At 49.4% G+C, this 18,144-nt stretch carries 23 protein-coding genes; 14 read left to right on the top strand and 9 right to left on the bottom strand.

Features of this window, described 5'->3' with window-relative positions:
* Positions 1 to 32: 32 nt before the first annotated feature.
* Entirely contained in the window at positions 33 to 1,310 is a 1,278-nt protein-coding gene (locus tag KJY73_RS18150) for an O-acetylhomoserine aminocarboxypropyltransferase/cysteine synthase family protein (RefSeq protein ID WP_214345095.1), read from the top strand.
* 3 nt (positions 1,311 to 1,313) lie between these two features.
* Positions 1,314 to 2,084 carry an alpha/beta fold hydrolase gene (locus KJY73_RS18145; RefSeq protein WP_214345094.1) on the top strand — a complete coding sequence of 257 codons (771 nt, stop codon included), beginning with the start codon at positions 1,314 to 1,316 and terminating at the stop codon, positions 2,082 to 2,084.
* Here the strand turns inward: KJY73_RS18145 and KJY73_RS18140 are convergent.
* Together KJY73_RS18140 and KJY73_RS18135 are read right to left on the bottom strand one after the other, a co-directional pair.
* Positions 2,081 to 2,500 carry a hypothetical protein gene (locus KJY73_RS18140; RefSeq protein ID WP_214345093.1) on the bottom strand — a complete coding sequence of 140 codons (420 nt, stop codon included), beginning with the start codon at positions 2,498 to 2,500 and terminating at the stop codon, positions 2,081 to 2,083. The genes KJY73_RS18145 and KJY73_RS18140 overlap by 4 nt on opposite strands.
* 6 nt (positions 2,501 to 2,506) lie before the next feature.
* Positions 2,507 to 3,028: a TetR/AcrR family transcriptional regulator gene (locus KJY73_RS18135; protein ID WP_214345092.1), complete on the bottom strand. Its 522-nt coding sequence runs from the start codon at positions 3,026 to 3,028 to the stop codon at positions 2,507 to 2,509.
* Between the two features lie 102 nt (positions 3,029 to 3,130).
* Between KJY73_RS18135 and KJY73_RS18130 the strand changes: the two genes are divergently transcribed.
* Genes KJY73_RS18130 through KJY73_RS18115 form a run of 4 tightly spaced genes read left to right on the top strand, consistent with a single transcriptional unit; the run spans position 3,131 to position 4,874 of the window.
* On the top strand, positions 3,131 to 3,352 hold the full coding sequence (locus tag KJY73_RS18130) for a hypothetical protein (protein WP_214345091.1): 222 nt from the start codon (positions 3,131 to 3,133) through the stop codon (positions 3,350 to 3,352).
* 32 nt (positions 3,353 to 3,384) lie between these two features.
* Positions 3,385 to 3,840, top strand: coding sequence for a hypothetical protein (locus KJY73_RS18125; RefSeq protein ID WP_214345090.1), 456 nt, complete (start codon positions 3,385 to 3,387; stop codon positions 3,838 to 3,840).
* Positions 3,841 to 3,853: 13 nt separating this feature from the next.
* Positions 3,854 to 4,339 (top strand): hypothetical protein, encoded by a 486-nt coding sequence (locus KJY73_RS18120; RefSeq protein ID WP_214345089.1) that lies wholly within the window; start codon positions 3,854 to 3,856, stop codon positions 4,337 to 4,339.
* Between the two features lie 19 nt (positions 4,340 to 4,358).
* Positions 4,359 to 4,874 (top strand): DUF2867 domain-containing protein, encoded by a 516-nt coding sequence (locus tag KJY73_RS18115; protein WP_214345088.1) that lies wholly within the window; start codon positions 4,359 to 4,361, stop codon positions 4,872 to 4,874.
* Here the strand turns inward: KJY73_RS18115 and KJY73_RS18110 are convergent.
* Positions 4,864 to 6,021, bottom strand: a complete 1,158-nt coding sequence (locus KJY73_RS18110) for a LysM peptidoglycan-binding domain-containing protein (protein ID WP_332874226.1) — start codon at positions 6,019 to 6,021, stop codon at positions 4,864 to 4,866. The two genes, KJY73_RS18115 and KJY73_RS18110, sit on opposite strands and share 11 nt — an antisense overlap.
* A 327-nt stretch (positions 6,022 to 6,348) precedes the next feature.
* Between KJY73_RS18110 and KJY73_RS18105 the strand changes: the two genes are divergently transcribed.
* From KJY73_RS18105 to KJY73_RS18095, 3 genes are all read left to right on the top strand, one after another.
* Positions 6,349 to 7,803 (top strand): amidohydrolase family protein, encoded by a 1,455-nt coding sequence (locus KJY73_RS18105; RefSeq protein WP_214345086.1) that lies wholly within the window; start codon positions 6,349 to 6,351, stop codon positions 7,801 to 7,803.
* Between the two features lie 27 nt (positions 7,804 to 7,830).
* Complete coding sequence (locus tag KJY73_RS18100; RefSeq protein ID WP_214345085.1) at positions 7,831 to 8,577, top strand: SDR family oxidoreductase; 747 nt, start codon at positions 7,831 to 7,833, stop codon at positions 8,575 to 8,577.
* Positions 8,578 to 8,731: 154 nt separating this feature from the next.
* Entirely contained in the window at positions 8,732 to 9,499 is a 768-nt protein-coding gene (locus tag KJY73_RS18095; RefSeq protein WP_214345084.1) for a carbon-nitrogen hydrolase family protein, read from the top strand.
* Between the two features lie 85 nt (positions 9,500 to 9,584).
* Here KJY73_RS18095 and KJY73_RS18090 read toward each other — a convergent pair whose 3' ends face one another.
* Genes KJY73_RS18090 through KJY73_RS18080 form a run of 3 tightly spaced genes read right to left on the bottom strand, consistent with a single transcriptional unit; the run spans position 9,585 to position 10,788 of the window.
* On the bottom strand, positions 9,585 to 9,791 hold the full coding sequence (locus KJY73_RS18090) for a tautomerase family protein (RefSeq protein ID WP_214345083.1): 207 nt from the start codon (positions 9,789 to 9,791) through the stop codon (positions 9,585 to 9,587).
* 2 nt (positions 9,792 to 9,793) lie between these two features.
* Positions 9,794 to 10,186 (bottom strand): nuclear transport factor 2 family protein, encoded by a 393-nt coding sequence (locus tag KJY73_RS18085; RefSeq protein ID WP_214345082.1) that lies wholly within the window; start codon positions 10,184 to 10,186, stop codon positions 9,794 to 9,796.
* Complete coding sequence (locus KJY73_RS18080) at positions 10,186 to 10,788, bottom strand: glutathione S-transferase family protein (protein ID WP_214345081.1); 603 nt, start codon at positions 10,786 to 10,788, stop codon at positions 10,186 to 10,188. The genes KJY73_RS18085 and KJY73_RS18080 overlap by 1 nt, the downstream gene beginning before the upstream one ends.
* Positions 10,789 to 10,902: 114 nt before the next feature.
* On the opposite strand from KJY73_RS18080, the gene KJY73_RS18075 reads away from it, so the two are divergent.
* Positions 10,903 to 11,790 (top strand): LysR family transcriptional regulator, encoded by an 888-nt coding sequence (locus tag KJY73_RS18075; RefSeq protein ID WP_214345080.1) that lies wholly within the window; start codon positions 10,903 to 10,905, stop codon positions 11,788 to 11,790.
* 33 nt (positions 11,791 to 11,823) lie between these two features.
* On the opposite strand, the gene KJY73_RS18070 is transcribed toward KJY73_RS18075, so the two are convergent.
* Positions 11,824 to 13,296, bottom strand: a complete 1,473-nt coding sequence (locus tag KJY73_RS18070) for a DUF3360 family protein (protein WP_214345079.1) — start codon at positions 13,294 to 13,296, stop codon at positions 11,824 to 11,826.
* A gap of 448 nt (positions 13,297 to 13,744) precedes the next feature.
* On the opposite strand from KJY73_RS18070, the gene KJY73_RS18065 reads away from it, so the two are divergent.
* The gene (locus tag KJY73_RS18065; protein ID WP_214345078.1) at positions 13,745 to 13,999 is read left to right on the top strand and encodes a hypothetical protein; all 255 of its coding nucleotides are present in this window, start codon (positions 13,745 to 13,747) and stop codon (positions 13,997 to 13,999) included.
* An 18-nt stretch (positions 14,000 to 14,017) separates the two neighbouring features.
* Here the strand turns inward: KJY73_RS18065 and KJY73_RS18060 are convergent, their stop codons facing one another.
* Positions 14,018 to 14,890, bottom strand: a complete 873-nt coding sequence (locus tag KJY73_RS18060; RefSeq protein ID WP_214345077.1) for a PKD domain-containing protein — start codon at positions 14,888 to 14,890, stop codon at positions 14,018 to 14,020.
* 525 nt (positions 14,891 to 15,415) lie between these two features.
* Here KJY73_RS18060 and KJY73_RS18055 point away from each other — a divergent pair.
* From KJY73_RS18055 to KJY73_RS18045, 3 genes are all read left to right on the top strand, one after another.
* A complete protein-coding gene (locus KJY73_RS18055; RefSeq protein WP_214345076.1) occupies positions 15,416 to 15,721 on the top strand; it encodes a hypothetical protein in 306 nt (101 codons plus the stop codon).
* A gap of 113 nt (positions 15,722 to 15,834) precedes the next feature.
* On the top strand, positions 15,835 to 16,089 hold the full coding sequence (locus tag KJY73_RS18050; RefSeq protein ID WP_214345075.1) for a hypothetical protein: 255 nt from the start codon (positions 15,835 to 15,837) through the stop codon (positions 16,087 to 16,089).
* A 257-nt stretch (positions 16,090 to 16,346) separates the two neighbouring features.
* Positions 16,347 to 16,814: a hypothetical protein gene (locus KJY73_RS18045; protein WP_214345074.1), complete on the top strand. Its 468-nt coding sequence runs from the start codon at positions 16,347 to 16,349 to the stop codon at positions 16,812 to 16,814.
* 114 nt (positions 16,815 to 16,928) lie between these two features.
* Here KJY73_RS18045 and KJY73_RS18040 read toward each other — a convergent pair whose 3' ends face one another.
* Positions 16,929 to 18,131, bottom strand: coding sequence for an IS4 family transposase (locus tag KJY73_RS18040; RefSeq protein ID WP_214345324.1), 1,203 nt, complete (start codon positions 18,129 to 18,131; stop codon positions 16,929 to 16,931).
* Positions 18,132 to 18,144 lie beyond the last annotated feature (13 nt).

The raw sequence follows: 18,144 nt of genomic DNA, 5'->3' as shown, positions 1-18,144 counted from the left end.
TTATTTTTCACCCTCTCTACAAGGAGTTGAGCATGAAGCTGGAATCCCTGGCGCTGCATCACGGCTATGAATCGGAGGCCACCACCAAAGCGGCTGCCGTACCTATTTATCAAACCACCTCATACACTTTTGACAGCACTCAGCACGGCGCTGATCTGTTCGATTTAAAAGTGCAGGGCAATATCTATACGCGGATTATGAATCCCACCACCGCGGTGCTTGAACAGCGCGTGGCGGCCATGGAAGGGGGCATTGGTGGTTTAGCGCTGGCCTCGGGCATGGCGGCTATTACCTATGCTATTCAGTGTTTGTGTGAAGTGGGCAGCAATATTGTCAGCACCAGCCAACTCTATGGCGGCACCTATAACCTGTTTGCTCATACCTTCCCGCGTCAGGGCATTGAAGTGCGCATGTGTTCACACGACGACTATGAGGCCCTTGAAAACGCCATTGATGAAAACACCAAAGCGCTGTTTTGTGAGTCTATTGGTAACCCTGCCGGTAACGTGGTGGACATACAGAAGCTGGCCGAAATTGGCCTTCGTCATGGGGTGCCGCTGATTGTAGACAACACGGTGGCCACGCCGTATTTGTGCCGCCCCATTGAGCAGGGGGCCGCTATTGTGGTGCATTCCCTGACCAAATATATTGGCGGGCACGGTGTGGCCGTGGGCGGCATTATTGTTGACTCAGGTAAGTTTGACTGGGCGGCCAACAAAGCGCGTTTCCCACTGTTGAATGAGCCAGATCCCTCTTATCACGGCGTGGTGTATACCGAAGCGTTGGGGCCGGCCGCTTACATTGGCCGTTGCCGCGTGGTGCCGCTGCGTAATACTGGCGCAGCGATTTCGCCTTTCAATGCTTTCCAAATTCTGCAGGGGCTGGAAACGCTGGGCCTAAGAATGGATCGCCATTGTGACAACGCCATGCAACTGGCGCGTTATCTGTCTGATCACCCGCAGGTATCCTGGGTTAACTATGCCGGTTTAAGTGACAGCCCTTATCAGGCAAGCTGCCAGAAAGTCACCGGGGGTAAAGCCTCTGGTATTCTGAGCTTCGGTATCAAAGGCGGTAAAGAAGCCGGTGGGCGTTTTATCGATGCACTGCAAATGATCCTGCGCCTGGTTAATATTGGTGATGCCAAGTCATTGGCGTGTCACCCAGCCTCTACCACCCATCGTCAGTTGAATGACGAGGAGCTGAAAAAGGCCGGGGTCAGCGCCGACCTTATCCGTATTTCAGTGGGGATCGAGCATATCGACGATATTATTGCCGATGTAGCTCAGGCCCTGGATGCGGTAGGCCAGTAGTTTATGAATAAAGTGCAAGACATCAAAGGCGATTATCTGACTGTAGACGGCAGCCAAATCTACTACGAGTTGAGGGGCTATCCGCAGGATAAGACGCTGGTGATCTTGCACGGCGGACTGGGTTCCAGCCGGGATATGGCCTGCTTGCAGGCATATATTCCGGCTGGCTATCAGTGTGTGGCGATGGACTTTCGTGGTCATGGTCGCTCTTCATTGGGCTCACAGCCACTGACCTATGCCCGCTACCAGCAAGATGTCGAAACGCTGCTCGCCCATCTGGGTATTCAGCAGTATTCGCTATTAGGTTTTAGTGATGGTGGGATTGTGGCCTATCGATTGGCTGCCGCCAGTCCGCAAAAAGTTCAGCGGCTGATTGCAATAGGTGCCCAGTGGCGTCTTTTGCCTGATGATCCTTCTATTGAACTTCTGCAGGGCTTAACGCCCGACTTTTGGTGTGTGCATTTTTCCGAGGATGTGGCGTGGTATTACAGTGCCAACCCTGAACCGGATTTTGAATTGCTGGTGGATAAGCTGAAATCGCTGTGGTTGGATACAACGGAGAGTGGCTATCCCAATCAGCAGGTAACCAAGATAGTTTGCCCGGTATTGCAGCTCCGTGGTGACAAAGATTTTCTGCTTTCACTCAATGAAGCCAGACTGCTGGGAGAGCAATTAGGCCAAAGCGATTTTATGAATGTACCTTTTGCTAGTCATTCTGTGCATCAGGAAGCCGAAGACTTAGTTGGAGCAGTAGTAAGGCGTTTTCTTGTTTAATCTTCTGTCCGGGCAGGCAATTTTTCGACCCTCACAGTGCGACTAAGCCAATGTGTTTTGGGGTAGTCGATAGTCAGTTCAAAACGCGCATTTTGATTAAACACCAGTTGGAACCGATTTGCCGCGGTTTCGCTGATACTGCTGAGTAGATAGCTGTTGAGAAAGGGCGTGAAACTATAAGTGCCAACCACTTTAAGTCTGTGACTTAACACTATCACCTCATAGCCTTCCTCAAAGGGGCAATCCCAGTTAACCAGTAACAAATAGCAGTCTTTTAGCGCGAACTGCCGCTCGATTACAAAGCCTGGAATGCGTATTCCCAGACTCTGCCCCTTGTAATACAGCAAGGAGCTTAAAGGCCACTCATGGTAGTGGCCTTGATGCTGCTGCAGAGAAAATGAATCTATGGGTAACATGTTTGGTTACAGTGCGATTAAGGCCAGCTTATCGTGCAGATTGTTGAGCATTGTTTGCTGGTTTTGCTGACCATGCAAACCGTCTAGCAGGGTCATAAAGTAGCAGTCCATCAGCAAATTGGCGGCGATGGGATTGTAGTGGCTGCGGGAAAACAGGGTATGTTTAAAGTCTTCCAGTTCTGCTTCCAGATCGTCCCATTGCCAGATAAGTTCTCTGAATAACTCGCGGCTGAATTCTTTTTGTTCAAGGTAAAACTGGTAGAGGTGGCTGGCATAGTGCAGCAGCCTGTCTTTAGGGTTATCCAGTTGGTCTGTCTGACTGGCACATGCCAGGGTTTCATCCAGCTTATCCTGCAAACCTTCTTTCAATAAATCCAGCTTAGTGGGGAAGTGGGAAAACACCGTACCCGTTGCTACCTGTGCAGCTATGGCTATCTGCCGGGTGCTGGTTTGCGCATAGCCTTGTTCAGCAAAAAGCTGCCAGGCAGCAGCCAAAATTTGCTTACGGGTTTGCTGCTTCTTGTCCATCTTTTCTTCCAGATTGCCGCCAGGTATTTTGCACATTCTAGTTGAAAATTGAGCGTGCTCAAAATATATTAATGAGCGCGCTCAATTTAATAGGTGGAGATAATGAAAGAGTTTTGTGTACGTATACTGGGTTACATTCTGTTCCTGCCGTTTCTGTTCTTCTACAGTTACATTCTCGGACCTGTATTAAAGGCAGTATTGGTGCCAGGAGGACTGTTGTTGCTGTTTATGATTCAAGGTTGGAAAGACGGTGTTGTGCCTTTTATCAGTTGTATGAAAGGGCAGAAGTCTGACGCAAATAGATTGATACAAACAAAACCTTGAGCAGGGTAACCAGAAGCAACAGAATGGAAAGTATGAAGAATAATGGATTACTAATTGCCGCAGGCGGTGCCAGCCTGATCGCTGCCATTACCCATTTGGCTGTGATAGCAGGAGGGCCTGACTGGTATCGATTTTTTGGTGCCGGCGAGCAAATGGCGCAGATGGCAGAGCAAGGCAGCCTTTATCCTGCTTTACTGACCTTGGCAATCAGCGCCGTGCTAGGTATCTGGGGAGCCTATGCATTGAGTGCCGCACGCCTGATTCGTCGGCTTCCCTTACTGCGCACGGCCATGTGCTTAATCAGCTTCGTCTATCTGTTTCGGGGTCTGTATGGTTTGTTTATCGTGGCAGTAAATGACTATAAATTCTTTGAACAAGTACTGGAACGCCCGGTATTTATGCTGGTCAGTTCACTGATTTGCTTGGCCATTGGTGGCCTGTATAGCATTGGTCTGGCTAGGCAATGGCCATACTTGCGCGCAAACTAGAGGAATGTAGAGAATGGATATTCAACAGGACTGGCAGCAAATCCGGCGGATTTTTGCTCAGAGTTTCAGCTCGTCTTCCCATTATGCCATCGCCAGTATTGGTGAGGACGGTTTACCTCATGTAACCCCGATTGGCTCCTTGATGCTGACCGAACCAGGCAAAGGAATTTTCTTTGAAAAATTTACCCGGCAGTTACCGACTAATATCAGTCACAATGCCAGTATCTGCGTGCTGGCGGTTAACAGTGGCCGCTGGTTCTGGTTTAAGTCACTGCTCAGAGGTGGTTTTGACAACTGGCCCGCATTGAGGCTCAAAGGCGTGGCGGGTGAACGCAGAGAGGCCAGTGAAGAGGAATGTAAGCGCTGGTTTAAGCGGGTAAACGCCATGTCGTTTACTAAAGGTTATGATCTGATGTGGAAAGACATGTGTCAGGTCAGGGAGCTGCACTTTCACTCGGTGGAGCCGGTTAAAATTGGTGCCATGACGCGCGGCTTATAAAGCTGGGGTGGTTGTAGACATGCCCGATCTTAATAATCTTCCGGAGCAAGCACTGATTCACGCAAAGCTTCCCGGTGCCTGGTTTGCTGACTGTCACAGCATTGATATTGTTTATTCTGGTCAGTCGGCACTGAGTTTATTCTTGCAACTGGCCAGCCAGACACCTGGCTGGGTAAACGCCTTGATGCTGATACGCAATAAACTGGTTTCTTTGGCTGGGCTGAAAGATCTCGGCTTATTGAGTGGGCTGCAGAAAGGGCGGGCGGAGGCCGATTATCAGCCAGGTGATCGTGTGGGGATTTTCACACTTTTGCACAACAGCCATGATGAAGTGCTGCTCACGGATCAGGATAAACATCTGGATGTCATATTGTCCCTCCACATAAAAGTGGAAGGACAACAAGCCCGGCTGTTTGCCACGACGGTTGTGAATGTGCATAACCGACTTGGGCAACTTTATATGTTACCTGTCAGGCCCATTCATCGCCTGATCGTGCCACATTCACTCAAAACACTGGCGAACTCTATTGCCTGATGACCAGTATTTTTCCGGGGGCAATGCGGTCGTTGTCTAGATTATTCCAACTTTTCAGCAGCTCCAACTTTACCCCGTGTCGACGCGCAATAGTCCATAAACTATCACCTTGTTGTACTTGATACTGCAAGCTGCTGGCGAGGCTGGTATCAGCCGACGCGGTGGCAGGCAGTGGCAGCAATAATGTCTTTCCGGCGCGTATTTGGTTGGTCTTAAGCTGATTCAAGAATTTAATGTCTTCTATCTTCAGATCATAGCGTTTAGCTATCACGCTTAGGCTGTCGCCAGGTCGAATACGGTATTTAAGCCAGTTGTAGTCTTCCATGGGGGGCAGTTTATCCAATTGACTGGCAAATAATGCTTGCTTGTCGGCCGGGATCAGTAAATGGTTGGCACCTTTGGCCATGGCTGGAAAACGCTTGTGGCCAGGGTTTAGCTTGGCCAACTGTTGATGGCTAATGCCCGTTAAGCTGGCTACTACACTGAGATCCAAAGGTTGCGGTAATTCGACTAGCGTCACGGCTTGCTGGTTTGGAATGGGCGGGAAATGCATGCCATAAGACTCTGCATTCTTCAACAATGCTGCTGCGGCTAGCAGTTTAGGAACATAGCGACGGGTCTCTCTGGGCAGATCCAGGGCAAAAAATTCAGTGGATTTGCCCAGACGCTTATTCTTTTCAATGGCCCGAGCAACCCGGCCCTCACCGGCATTGTAGGCCGCCAAAGCATGCAGCCAATTACCCTCGAAACGCTGCTGTAAATAGTCGAAGAAGGCCAACGCGGCCTGAGTGGAGTCAACCACATCCAAACGGCCGTCATACCACCAGTTGATATCAACATCGTTATGCTTGGCGATTAACGGCGTCAATTGCCACAAGCCGCAGGCGCGCTCGCTGGAGCAGGCTTTGATATTAAAGTCGCTTTCAAACAGTGGGATCAGTGCCAGCTCAAGCGGAAATCCGCGTTCTTCTACTTGTTCAACAATATGTAGTAAGAAGGGGGCAGCACGTTGACTGATCACTTGCATATAGTTTGGGTGCTGCAAGTACCAGTCTATACGGGCTTTTACTTTGGGATGCTGCGAAACCGGCATCTGCATTTGCATACGAATACGTTGCCAGACATCGTCCACTTGGTGTGGAAGCACAACAGCAACCTCTGGCTTGCTGATAACGGGAGTTGGACTCGGTTTTACAACGACCGGCGCTGAGACGTTGTTTTGCACCAGAGGCGCTTCTGGGGCCTGGGTATTTTGGCAACCGGCGAGCTGCCATGTTAGACCGAATAGAAGAATTAAGCGTTTGATTAACATGAAAATTTATACCGCTTTGAAAAACGCGAAGGGCGGACTATATCATGGCTTTAGTGTGTAACTGAATACTGAGGGCTTTGGCAATACCTGCTTACATCTGCTCATTTTCCCTGCTTTTGTTATTAAGGTTATGATGCAAATAACAAAAATATGAGACTAATTATGTTTAAACCTGTTGTTGGCTTGTGTGCCTTGCTACCCCTTACGGTTCTGTCACAGTCGCTGCTGATTGAGAATACCACGCTGATTTCTCCTGAGCAGGATCAGCCTAAACAGTCAGCCTATGTTCGCATTCAAGATGGTCGAATCACCCAGGTGTCTTTTTCGCCTTTAGTCGCACAAGCTGGCGAGCAAAGACTGGATGCGACCGGCAAGTATCTTATTCCTGGTTTGATGGACAGCCACGTGCATCTGTCGTTAATGCCGGGTTTACTGCCTAATGGTGAACCTCAGGCGTTGCAGAAGCAATTTGAGATTCAGCAACCGCGAAGCTACCTGTACTTCGGCGTTACCCAACTGCTCGATCCTGCCCAGTCAACTGAACAACTTAAGGTTTTTAAAAGTCAGCCACTGCATCCTGATATCTATCATTGCGGTGCGACACCCATACTAGGCGGTTACCCGACCATGTTTACCGGGCCGGAACTGGCCAGCAAGATGTTCAGCTATATGATCATTCAGGCTGATACAGGAATACCCGTTCCTGAAGGTGTGAATCCTGCTGAGCATACACCGGAAGCGGTGGTAGCCAAGATGGCCAGTGAGGGCGCCAACTGCGTTAAAGTTTTTATCGAAGATGGCTTTGGTGAGCGCAGTGATTGGCCGAATATCAGTGCTGAGTTGCTAAACAGAGTGAAGCAGGCGGCCAAACAGCATAATCTTCCGGTTTTGGCTCATGCCAATGCCATTGATATGCAAAAAGTTGCTGTTGATGCCGGGCTGGATGTGATGGCGCACGGCATGTGGAACTGGAACCAATACCGACAAGAGCAACAGATGCCGGATGCGATTCGTCAGGTGTTGGATAGGGTGTTGAAAACTGGCATGACCTATCAGGCAACCTTTAATGTGATGGATAGTCTTACCGCTATTATGATGCCCGACGCGCTGGAACATAGTCATTATGCTAAAGTGGTGCCGCAAGAAATTCTGAGCTGGTATCAGACTGAACCAGCTCAGTGGTTTAAACAAGAGCTGTTAAGCGACTTTGGTGGATTGCCGACTGAGCGCATTCGCCAGATTCAACAGAGCACCATTGATAATGGCGAACGAGTTATCCAGTACTTGTATGAAAAAGGCCATCCTATGGTGCTTGCCTCAGATACCCCCTCTTCGCCGACTTATGCCGCACAGCCTGGGTTGTCTACTTTTAATGAGCTTCAGCATATGCATAACGTGGGCATTAGCCTGAAGGATATTCTGGCGGCGGCCACCGTCAACAACGCGCGTGCCTTTGGACTTGAGCAAGATTACGGCACCATCGAGCCGGGCAAAATGGCCAATTTACTGTTACTTAATCGTGATCCATTGCAGAGCATTGAGGCTTACGACAGCCTGGATAAAGTCATACTGCGTGGCGAAGTCATCGACAGGCAAAGCCTGGCAGCGTCACAATAATCAATTGGCAACAAACAGGAGTAAGGTTTGAGACCTATTGCATTGATTACCGGCGCCAGTCGCGGAATTGGGGCGGCTACCGCCAGAGTACTGGCTGGGCAGGGCTATGATCTTTGCCTCAACTACCGAAAAGAGACAGCCTTGGCTGAAGCCCTGGCAACAGAGCTGCGGGGCATGGGCGTTAGGGTTTTAACAGTGCGGGCCGATGTGGCTGATGAGGCGCAGGTTGTGGGAATGTTTGGGCAAATTGACCAACAGTTAGGCCCCATCAGTGCGCTGGTCAATAATGTCGGTGTGCTTAAAACCCAAAGTAAACTGGTGGATATGGACGCGGCCCGTATCAATCATATTCTAAGTACAAACGTGACCAGCGCCTTTATATGCTGTCGTGAAGCGGTTAAGCGCATGTCCAGCGAGTTTGGCGGAAAAGGCGGTGCTATCGTCAATGTCTCATCAGCCGCCTCAAAATACGGTTCACCCAACGAATACGTGGATTATGCTGCCAGCAAAGGTGCCATGGACACACTCACTGTGGGGCTGGCCGCAGAGGTGGCGGGGCAGGGGATCCGAGTGAATGCAGTGAGACCCGGGTTTATCGATACCGATATTCACGCCGATGGCGGCGAGCCAAACCGTCTTGAGCGGCTAAAAAGTGCCATTCCATTAAAGCGCGGTGGACAGGCCAGTGAAGTGGCCGAGGCGATTGCCTTTTTACTAGGCGCCGGGGCTTCTTATATGACCGGCAGTTTACTGGATGTGGCAGGCGGGCGATAAGCTCAAATGTGACCGCTAAGTACCTAAGTTATTGCCAACCTTGGGCATATAATACAGTGCTGGCATCAGCTTGGTTTTATCCGGGCTAAAGGGTGTATCAGACCAACTGGTCTTCATCATCTTTATATAGAAACCGCCTTCTTTAAGGAAAACTATGCGTTCTTCAATCCGCATCTGTCTGGCGCAAGTCAGCAGTCAGCGCGGGCTGATTGCGGCAAATATGCAATGCCACCTGCAGGCCATTGAGTTAGCAGCGCAGCATCACGCCGATATCCTAGTGTTTCCTGAGCTGTCCTTGTCTGGCTATGAACTGGATCTGGCCGCTGAGCTGGCACAAGAGCAGGCTTATTGCAAAGCTATGCTGTCTCAGGCTGCCTTAAAGCACAATGTACTAGTGATTGCCGGTTGCCCGCTGCCGGGTGAAGATGGCAAGGCTTACATAGGTGCGTTGTTATGTTTCCCGGATGGAAAAGTCGTTACCTACCGTAAGCAGTATTTGCATGCTGGAGAAGAGCAATATTGTTTAGCCGGGGATTCGCCCTGCTATTTTGATATCAAGGGACATAAAGTGGCGCTGGCTATATGTGCTGATTTTGCCGATCCCCGTCATGTTGCGCAGGCCAGAATGGCTGGTGCTGATATTTATCTGGCGAGTGCCCTGATAACAGCAGGCGGTTACCAGGCCGACAGCCACATTCTGGCAACTATCGCCAAACAGGGGCAATGTCCGGTGTTACTGGCGAATTTTATAGGTGAGACCGGTGGCTGGCAGGCCTGCGGACAAAGTGCGTTGTGGGATGCTGATGGGCAGCAAGTTTTTGTTGCCGATGATCAGCCGAGCCTGATTGTGCTGGATATTGATGCCAAGGGCGCGGAGGGGCGGCAATTGCATTTTAAGAACAATGAGTTTGTAGAAAATTAACCAAGAACCAACAGTATCCTGGCATAGTCACGTTGGCTGGGTTGAGGGATTAGGAGCCGGTAGTACCGGCTCTTATCATATTGGTTTAGCGATTCGCTGCTTTGCGTAGTTCAGAAACACTTTGGTAGCCAAGCCCCCAGTTGTCGGTGTTCACTTCTTCAATTACCACAAAAGTGGTTTTGGGATCTTTATTCAAAACCTTTACCAACAGCTCAGTCGTCCCTTTAATCAGTTGGCGTTTTTGCTCGCTGGTTACCCCTTCATCGGTAACTTTGATATTAACGTAAGGCATGGTCACTCCTTGTCGTGATATGAGTTAAACGGGTTATCGGCGTACTGTTTGGCCACAATGCGCCAGGTACCTTGCTCCTTTAAGAGGCCGAGATAATCAATAAAATGGCGCCCCAGCAGCGGGCAACTGACTTTGGCCATGGCTTGTTCACCGCAAAGCTCAATGGCCAAAATCTGATAGTCAAAGGGATGCCCTAATTCGCAAGGAACCGGCCGACTGGCCACCAGTTCCAGCCACTGCGCTTTGCTGCGGCGCACGCCGGGCGCATATAACCTGGCGTCGGCATCAAAAATGCGTTCCAGTAGCTTGATGTCGGCATTATGCAAACCTTCGAAGTACTGCATCAAAAGGGCTTCGACCACCTGTAACTCAGACAAATGTTGGCCGTTCACCATTAGGCTGCCTGTTGCTCGGCGGCAACAGAGGCCTGGTAGCTGGGAAGGGCACGGATTTGGTCGATCATCGCCCGGCTGCGCGGACCCAGTTCAATGCTGACCGGGAAGTACTGGCCCCAGCTCTCATACACGGCCAATAAAATGTCTGCCGCTGACGGACGATAACCACCCAGATAAGGCTGGTTAGCTAATTTTGTTTCCACCCGATTCCAGAGTGTATTGATTTTTTCGGCTGCGGCGTTCAGTGCCTGGGTTTTCGCCTCGCCATCGGGAAGTGCTGAACCAATAAAGAACAATTTACTGTAGGCCGGATGTACAGTGGCATTGGCAAAAAGCAGGTCCTCTATGGCCTGCTGACGCGCATCACCAGCCAAGGGCAGTAGCTCGTTAGGGTGCTTATTGAGAAGGTAGAGAATAATCGCTGCGCCTTCGGTCAGGATTTTATTATCCACCCCCAGAGCAGGGACGGCACCCAGAGGATTTACCCGCTGATAATCAGCAAGCCTGGCTTTGCTCACCAACTCCACTGGCAAATTCAGTTCACGTAAAATAATTTGGGTGGCGAGCGAGCAAGCCCCTTGAGAAAAATACAATGTGTACATAGCAAACTCCTTGGTTATGAATTCCAGTATGTTGGAACGGCTTCACTATAGGACTGTGTATTGAATTGATATATGGCTACAATGTGATAACTCTTTTTCCTGTATGGAAACAATATGGATAAATTAAAGGCCATGCAGCTTTTTGTGCGCGTGGCAGAGCTGGGCAGCTTTTCACGTGTCGCGGAACAAAGTGCCAGCAGTAAGTCCATGATCAGCAAACAAATCAGTAGCCTGGAGGACAGTCTGGGAGCGAGGTTATTGCAGCGCTCCACCCGCCGTTTGCAGCTAACCCAGCTAGGGGAAGATTATCTTGTGCGCTGCCGGGAGATTCTGCGCCAAGTGGAAGACAGCGAAGCTCATATTCAGGAGCAGCAGCAAGAGCCTAAAGGCCGCCTGCGCATCAATGCGGCGATGGCTTTGGGGTTAACCGCATTGGCTCCGGTATTTGCCGAGTTTATGCGCCGCTACCCGCATATTGAGCTGGATATCGAGTTCAGTGACCAGGCGCAGGATCTGCTCGAACATAACTTTGACCTTGGCCTTAGGGTAGCCAGTCAGGCCTTCGATTCTAGTTACGTTGGTAAAGCTATTACCCAATTCAGTTACAGCATTTGTGCCGCCCCTGCATATCTTGCCGCTCATGCCCCCATCCTTAAGCCGGATGACTTGAGCCACCACCAATGCTTTGAATACAGTTATTTTCGGCATAAAAATCACTGGCCGGTGGGGGCTGACGGTGTGGCTATCAGTGGCAATATGAAGGCCAACAGCTCGGTGTTTTTGCTGGATATGATCAAACAGGGCATGGGCGTAGGCTTTATTCCCCGCTTTATCAGTTACCCGGCTTTGCAACGTGGTGAGGTGGTAGAGATTTTAACCGAGGCCCCTAAACCCCTGATGACACTTTATGCGTTGTACCCGGTGAGACACTTTACGCCGCCCCGCCTGCAGCGCTTTATTGAATTTTTGCAGGATTGGTTTGCTCAGCACCCTTATCTTTAATGCGCAGGCCGCTAAGCCCGCGCATCAGTAAAACTAAGGGTGAGCAAAAGATGCCAGAAGCGGCGGAATACCCGGAAACATGCCAATGGCGGCCATCACGGCGCAAAGCACAGCAAAGGTCATTCCCGGAATAATCCAGCGTCCTGCGTGACCGAGCTCTTTACCTCTTTCTTTACAGCCAATCAGGCCCAAATTATCCAGCAGCACCGTGAGCGACCAGCCGAATACCGGGTTAACCAGCGCCGATGAGAAAATCACGATACCGGCCGACTGGGTGGTTTTACCTTCTCGGGTCATTTGCATACCGGCTTCCAGCAAGGGCAAGAATACCCCAACAATCAGCGCAACACTCAGTACCGGTGGCCATACGGCCAGATCCATGGGGTAACCCCACAGCGCAGCAACAATACAGAGTATGCCGGTTAAAATGGCTCCGCCAGGAATAGGGCGACGGGCAATGGCGGCTGGCACTATGTAGGTTCCCCAGGAAGAGGCCAAATTGCCACCGCCTAAGGTGCTGCCGACAATTTGTCTGGCCGAGGCTGACAGCATAGTGTCGTCAATATTCATCAGTACCTTGTCGGTTTTCTTCGGATAACTCAATTGCTGAAATACCCGGTGGCCAAGAAAATCTGGAGACCACATGGCTACCGCCAGCACCGCAAAAGGCGCCACCGCAATAAAGCTTTGTAGATCAGGTAAGCCTAATTGCCAGCCCGTATCTTCTCCCCACCAGTAGGCAGGTGACAGATTAGGAATGCTGGGGCTGGTGGTGAACTCAAAAGGTGCGCCTAAGGCAAAGGCAATCACCGCCGCCAGACAAGCGCCCAGCGGAATGGCTAGCCAGCGCATTTGAATATGTTCAAGCCAGGCGTACATTAATATGGTGCACAGGATCACCACAAAGGCGATATAGGCCATATCGAAGCTTTCGGCCCAGCTGTACAGCTTGGTTATTTGCGCGGTAATGCCAATAAAACCGAGGTAAAGCAGCAGCCCACCACATACCCCGTTACTGGTTAACCTGGCCAGCAAACTGCCGCCCTTGGTTATGCCGAGAATAAAACCGAACACCCCAATCAGGATCCCCAGCGCCATGGGATGACCACCAGAGGCAACAATCAAGGGTATCAAAGGGATCAGTGGGCCATGGGTGCCTGCTAAGTTAGCATTAGGGTTTAGAAAGCCGGATATCAGTACCACAAACAAAATCGCGGCAATCAGCATTTCAAAACGGGCATTCTCAATCACAAATTCCTGCGATAAGCCCAGTGGCCCGGCAAATGCACCCACCACGGCTGCCACCATAACAATTTTGCCTATGGTCGCGGCCATGGCCGGTACTAAATCTTCAAATTCGAATCGGTAGTCGCGAAAGGGCAGATTGGGCCGCCAGCGACGCGGCGCCATAATTTGCAGTTCATGTTCCAGATAGTCGCCGCGGGAAGAAAATGTACTGCTGGGTTTATGCCTTGATTGGTAAGACGTACTGCTGCTATCCGTCATGAAAGCATGCCCTCTGAGAAAAAGAAGGCAGTCTAGAAAGTGACGCTAACCAGAACAATCAGACCTTCGGTGTAGGCTGGCCAGAAATATCGGTTATTCCAGGAGTTAATGATAGATGTGTAATGTAGCCTGCTCGCGCAGCGAGAAGCTATCCAACTGTTTAGCTGCCTAAGCGATTTACAGTGGATACCATCTCAGAAGCCTTAAGCGGTCAGCTAACCTCAGATACTTCCCACAAAATCTGTGTCGGTACCGAGAACATATCCATTTTCAGGGACTGGCGAAAGTAGGGCACTTGTTCGACTTTGTAGGCCGAATGCTGATTAAGCGCTCAGCAAACCTTGCTACCTATCGAAAAACGTATTCTCCTAATTCTGGTCCATCCGTAAGGCATGTCTGGATGTGACCTGCGCCTTTGATTATTGGCGGTAAAGAGCCAGCCTCAACCATGCAGCAACAGATCGATTTGTACGAGATACTGCACCAGTTAACGAAAGGGTACAACGTTCCCGTGCTGGGTGTGAATTCATGTAAATTGGTTTATCAGCAAGAGGAATATTGTGCATTCATTGATGACACTTTACGTAACAGTATTTTCAAAGGCGTAAAGCTGTACCCTTCCATTGGCTATAGTCCGACCGGTGTGGTCATGGAATACCTTGAATTGTCTCGGCGTAAGACAATGACCCATACGCCAAAATAAAAATGTAAAAGAGGCTTATTACGTTTGCTCGCATGATTCAGCCCTTAAATTATGCGTTGATCGAGTCAATGATCTATAGTGCGCTGTTTTTCGCGCTTGCGTATCAAGTACGATGCTATATAGAAAACTTAAAGGCATCTTCCTTTTTACATTTTTGGGGACAGCTTGATATGCACAATAGATGGCAAGTTCACTGATGCTATTTTCGACTACCGGACTCGGTGGCTGAATCATATTTATTATAGATATCATGTGGTTATATGTATCTAAATTAACCCCTTTTTGCAAATTCATACCCTGATAGGCAATATGTTCTAAGTCGTCTCTGGTACCGTTTTTGTTAGCGTCTACTCCTTCGACTGTGGCTATCGCCTGCGTTTTATCCGGGTGCGGCGGCAGCGTCACTACTTTCGCTAAATTGCCGATGTTCTTCATCGCCTTTTCAAGCGCTAATCCCGCTTCTTCTGGTGTCATTGGGATTACAGTAATAACTAATGAGTCCGAGCTGGTTGCGCCCTCATTATCCGTAACAGTCAGTTGCAAGGTGACTTGCTGCTCAGTGATGCCTTTTGGGGCGCGGAATGAGATTTCCGGACTACTTGGATTTTCGATAAATACCGTTTTTCCTGATGTCTGCTTCCAATCGAAACGCGCTATCGAACCATCGCTGTCGGAACCACTGCCACTCAGTGTAATCTTTGATAGCTCTGTGACGGTTTGGTCTGGACCTGCATTGACTGACGGCACTTTGTTTTGCGAGTCTGAAAGTAATGGCTCGCTATTACCACCTGAAGCTCCTCCAGATGCAGTCATCAGGCCTGCCATTATGGCTACTGCAAGGTATTTTTTAACTCGTGGGGAAACATCAACCTTCCCTGTTTTATAACACATCTTCATTTCCTTTTACTGGGGGCAATTTTTAGCATTAGTTCCAAGCCTAACGCATCATTATACAGCTGTTAAATTGGCCTTATGCTCTGATGCAGCCAACATGCTGGCTGAAAGAGTAAGAAACAAGCAAAAACAGTACTTTTTAACATCATCAATCGTCACCTTAGGGTTACATCGGACTGTAAAAATGATCAGCAGGGGCAGGTTCATTGATATTGATAATGGTCAACTAGGCCAAAGCTTCGCAGCCGCTTTCTCCCCAGCTTAAAATAGGGAGCTGCTTATAGGTCATAAATGCCAGCAGGGAACGCGTGTCATAAAGGACTAGGAGGTCACGTATTCAAGACCTCGCCATGCGTCTTCGCCGTGGATACTGAAACTCAGTTTTTCTAAATCAATACAATAAAAATAGGTGGAATAAAACATGGACAGTTTTCCTCTATGGTTTCATGCTTGAGTGTGGCATAACCCCGGGAAAGGGGGAGTCCTATTATTCGTTATATGCCCGAGTTGCTCAGGAAATAGATGGAACCAATAGCTGAGACTGTCGATGCTGCTTTTGATATAGAAGTAGCGCTCTTTGAGCCCCCAATGAGGGGCCGAGAAGGTTATGTATCTGGCGTTCAGCCCAACCACCTGATTCCAGGCAAAGACTACTTTTTTATCGGTCGAGTCGAGTTTGAAGGTAAAAAGTGGCTGAAGCCAGGAGAAAAATGCAAAGCCAGGCTCGAATGTATAATTCCGAAGGCAGATTTAGAGCTGTTCGCGCCCGGCTTCGCTTGGCATATTTGCGAGGCATACAAAGTAGTGGGCTACGCGAAAGTGATTTAATGAAATCAGCATATAACAAAAACATTTTGCTGGTTGCCGCTAAAAGCGCGGCAAGGGAGAACCTACACGGCGCAGCTGCTCCGGTTGCCCCAAATGTTAAGTGTTAAATTCCTATGATCATATTCGCAGTTACAAAAGAAGGATTTCGAGAGCTTGAGGCTGTAATTGTAACGGGCAAGTACCCTGTCTGGATTGGTAGTAACGTTTTGAGTGAATCTGAACTTGCTAGCTATAGGGAAATGGATCTCGATATTACAAACTTTAGCTACGAGATAGATCCTGCAAATAACGAAGAGCTAGATGATGCTCTCGCAACAATTGCAGAGCATCACCCTAATGAAAGGGTATGGCTAGAATGCAGGCCGTAAATTAAGCAGAGCAAGGCAAGGCAGGATGCCGGTTGTAAATGGGACAGACATGTCATAGAGGACTAGGGAGTCATGTATTCAGGCCTTGCTATGGCGTCCTTCACGGTGAATACTGAAACTCAGTTTGGTTAAATCAATGCCATAGACATAGTTCAAATCAGACATGGACAGTTCTCCTCAATGTTTGCCAAGTAATCGTGGCATAACCCCGGGAAAGGGGGAGTCTATATCATTCGTTATGTGCCTCAGGAGTAGTTTTGAGATTTTTAGTCATAGCACTTTCTATTTTTGTTTGGTCTTGTAGTGAGTCTACGAATAGAGCGAACGAAGATTTAATCGGTACATGGATAATCAACCATGACTCAAATAGTATAGATTACAGTTTTATTGAGTATGAAAAGTCTGGCGACAAATGTGAAATTGCCTTTTCATTAGTAAACTCATTGGAAATTGAAATGTATTGGAATAAATGGGAACTTGTAGATGGAGTTATACATTCAACCATGTATAACACCACTTCATTTCTCGAGTTTGGCTATGAAATTCAGGATAGAATTTTGAAGTTAAACACCGGTGAGCTATTTGTAGATATGATTGTTCCCGAAGGCGATTATCAGACTGAATATCATTATAAGAACAAGGAAGCTGTGCCAGGGCAAATCTGCAATACCGTCAAAAAGGTATTCGAATTCAAGAGCAAAGAAATCGGTAATTCAAGCACATAACAAACCGCTGTAGCCGGTCGCAAGCTCCCTGGGACAATAACACGTGGGCTCAGTCACTTCGCTCCAATTTTAGCCCGCGTGTTATTGCCCCTAAGGGAGCGCTGGGGGATCCCCTCATAATTCAGGTCTCCCCAACGAATGTACAAGTCGGGAATATTCCTGCAGTGCCCAGTGCAATCGTTGTTCAGGAATGGGGTAGTTGGCGCGTTTCCTGACTTCTTTACCGAGTCTGACCACCGATAACACCAGACGATGAGATACGGTATTGGCCTGGAACTTCCGCTGCCACCCGACTTTTAAGGCAAACAAGCCAATCCACCAAAGCACCAGCGTGGCCAGTAAAGCAATCAGCAACAGGATATCGAGGCGCTTGGGGCAGCGGCTTTTACTGTGCCTGAGGCCCATGCCGTATTGTGGACTTTTCAGGTCACGGAAGCTTTCTTCAATCTGCATGCGCTTGGCGTACAGGTTAACGACTTGTTTGGCGTTGAAATAAGAAGGCGGCAAGTTAGTTGCCAGCAACCACGGCTCTTTGCTACCGGTTTGGTAACTACGCTGGGCGGTGTGAGAGCGCCCCGCTTTAGATGAACGCCGGTCTTTTCGCCCCTTAGGCCTGGCTTTATACAAGTGCAGTTCGCAGTGAATAGGGCTTTTGCGTCCAAGGCGTACCGGGCCAATATACTCAGCATGGTGGCAAGCTTGGGGATAGAGGGATTTATTGCTGTGCCACAGGGATTGGCCCACTGGTTGGAAACCGACTTCTCCACGTATCCGTCCCAGCCAAAACCAGCCCATGGATTCAACCTGGCGAAACCAGGTATTGCGATAACCGGCATCGGTCACAATCAAGGGGCACGTGCCCGCTGGCAGCACAGTGGCCAGCTCTGCCAGGAAGGCGTTGTGAGAGGCTGGCGAGTTGTACTGGGCGAAGGTAAAGGTGCGCTCATACAGTATCACCGAGCGGCCCCGGACACTGACGGAAGCCCGTAACGTCATCAAGCGTAATTGTTCACGCACATCAGACCAATCCACTAGGACGATGGGCATCGGATTAGCGCGGCACAACAACCTGGCATGCCAGCGGTACAAGACCTGACGCTGCTGGTGCAGGCCCGCATTACCCAACAGCCGGTCCATCCGTTTGATATTGTGCTTGGCCGAAACCGGACCTGCGATATTTCGGCCCAACTCCGTGAGCGACAGTTGGTGACCATCGAGTAGGGAGGACGTCGCGAGCATCAGGGAATCTAAGCGCTTGGCGTGAATTTCAGGGCATTGCTTTTTGAGCAAATCGTGTAAGATGGCAATGTCAGGCATGGTGTTGATATCT

Origin of the sequence: Bowmanella yangjiangensis (genome assembly GCF_018531185.1) — a bacterium.
In the GTDB taxonomy this organism is placed as follows: Bacteria; Pseudomonadota; Gammaproteobacteria; order Enterobacterales; family Alteromonadaceae; genus Bowmanella; species Bowmanella yangjiangensis.
This window is presented reverse-complemented; position numbering and strand designations above follow the sequence as displayed.

What these genes read in the sequence shown, in the direction of transcription:
- KJY73_RS18065 (WP_214345078.1), top strand. Translation starts at nt 13,745, where the DNA reads ATGCAGCAACAGATCGATTTGTACGAGATACTGCACCAGTTAACGAAA.
- KJY73_RS18145 (WP_214345094.1), top strand. Translation starts at nt 1,314, where the DNA reads ATGAATAAAGTGCAAGACATCAAAGGCGATTATCTGACTGTAGACGGC.
- KJY73_RS18115 (WP_214345088.1), top strand. Translation starts at nt 4,359, where the DNA reads ATGCCCGATCTTAATAATCTTCCGGAGCAAGCACTGATTCACGCAAAG.
- KJY73_RS18040 (WP_214345324.1), bottom strand. Translation starts at nt 18,131, where the DNA reads ATGCCTGACATTGCCATCTTACACGATTTGCTCAAAAAGCAATGCCCT.
- KJY73_RS18085 (WP_214345082.1), bottom strand. Translation starts at nt 10,186, where the DNA reads ATGGTGAACGGCCAACATTTGTCTGAGTTACAGGTGGTCGAAGCCCTT.
- KJY73_RS18080 (WP_214345081.1), bottom strand. Translation starts at nt 10,788, where the DNA reads ATGTACACATTGTATTTTTCTCAAGGGGCTTGCTCGCTCGCCACCCAA.
- KJY73_RS18130 (WP_214345091.1), top strand. Translation starts at nt 3,131, where the DNA reads ATGAAAGAGTTTTGTGTACGTATACTGGGTTACATTCTGTTCCTGCCG.
- KJY73_RS18135 (WP_214345092.1), bottom strand. Translation starts at nt 3,028, where the DNA reads ATGGACAAGAAGCAGCAAACCCGTAAGCAAATTTTGGCTGCTGCCTGG.
- KJY73_RS18095 (WP_214345084.1), top strand. Translation starts at nt 8,732, where the DNA reads ATGCGTTCTTCAATCCGCATCTGTCTGGCGCAAGTCAGCAGTCAGCGC.
- KJY73_RS18125 (WP_214345090.1), top strand. Translation starts at nt 3,385, where the DNA reads ATGAAGAATAATGGATTACTAATTGCCGCAGGCGGTGCCAGCCTGATC.
- KJY73_RS18140 (WP_214345093.1), bottom strand. Translation starts at nt 2,500, where the DNA reads ATGTTACCCATAGATTCATTTTCTCTGCAGCAGCATCAAGGCCACTAC.
- KJY73_RS18120 (WP_214345089.1), top strand. Translation starts at nt 3,854, where the DNA reads ATGGATATTCAACAGGACTGGCAGCAAATCCGGCGGATTTTTGCTCAG.
- KJY73_RS18050 (WP_214345075.1), top strand. Translation starts at nt 15,835, where the DNA reads ATGATCATATTCGCAGTTACAAAAGAAGGATTTCGAGAGCTTGAGGCT.
- KJY73_RS18070 (WP_214345079.1), bottom strand. Translation starts at nt 13,296, where the DNA reads ATGACGGATAGCAGCAGTACGTCTTACCAATCAAGGCATAAACCCAGC.
- KJY73_RS18090 (WP_214345083.1), bottom strand. Translation starts at nt 9,791, where the DNA reads ATGCCTTACGTTAATATCAAAGTTACCGATGAAGGGGTAACCAGCGAG.
- KJY73_RS18060 (WP_214345077.1), bottom strand. Translation starts at nt 14,890, where the DNA reads ATGTGTTATAAAACAGGGAAGGTTGATGTTTCCCCACGAGTTAAAAAA.
- KJY73_RS18055 (WP_214345076.1), top strand. Translation starts at nt 15,416, where the DNA reads ATGGAACCAATAGCTGAGACTGTCGATGCTGCTTTTGATATAGAAGTA.
- KJY73_RS18105 (WP_214345086.1), top strand. Translation starts at nt 6,349, where the DNA reads ATGTTTAAACCTGTTGTTGGCTTGTGTGCCTTGCTACCCCTTACGGTT.
- KJY73_RS18150 (WP_214345095.1), top strand. Translation starts at nt 33, where the DNA reads ATGAAGCTGGAATCCCTGGCGCTGCATCACGGCTATGAATCGGAGGCC.
- KJY73_RS18075 (WP_214345080.1), top strand. Translation starts at nt 10,903, where the DNA reads ATGGATAAATTAAAGGCCATGCAGCTTTTTGTGCGCGTGGCAGAGCTG.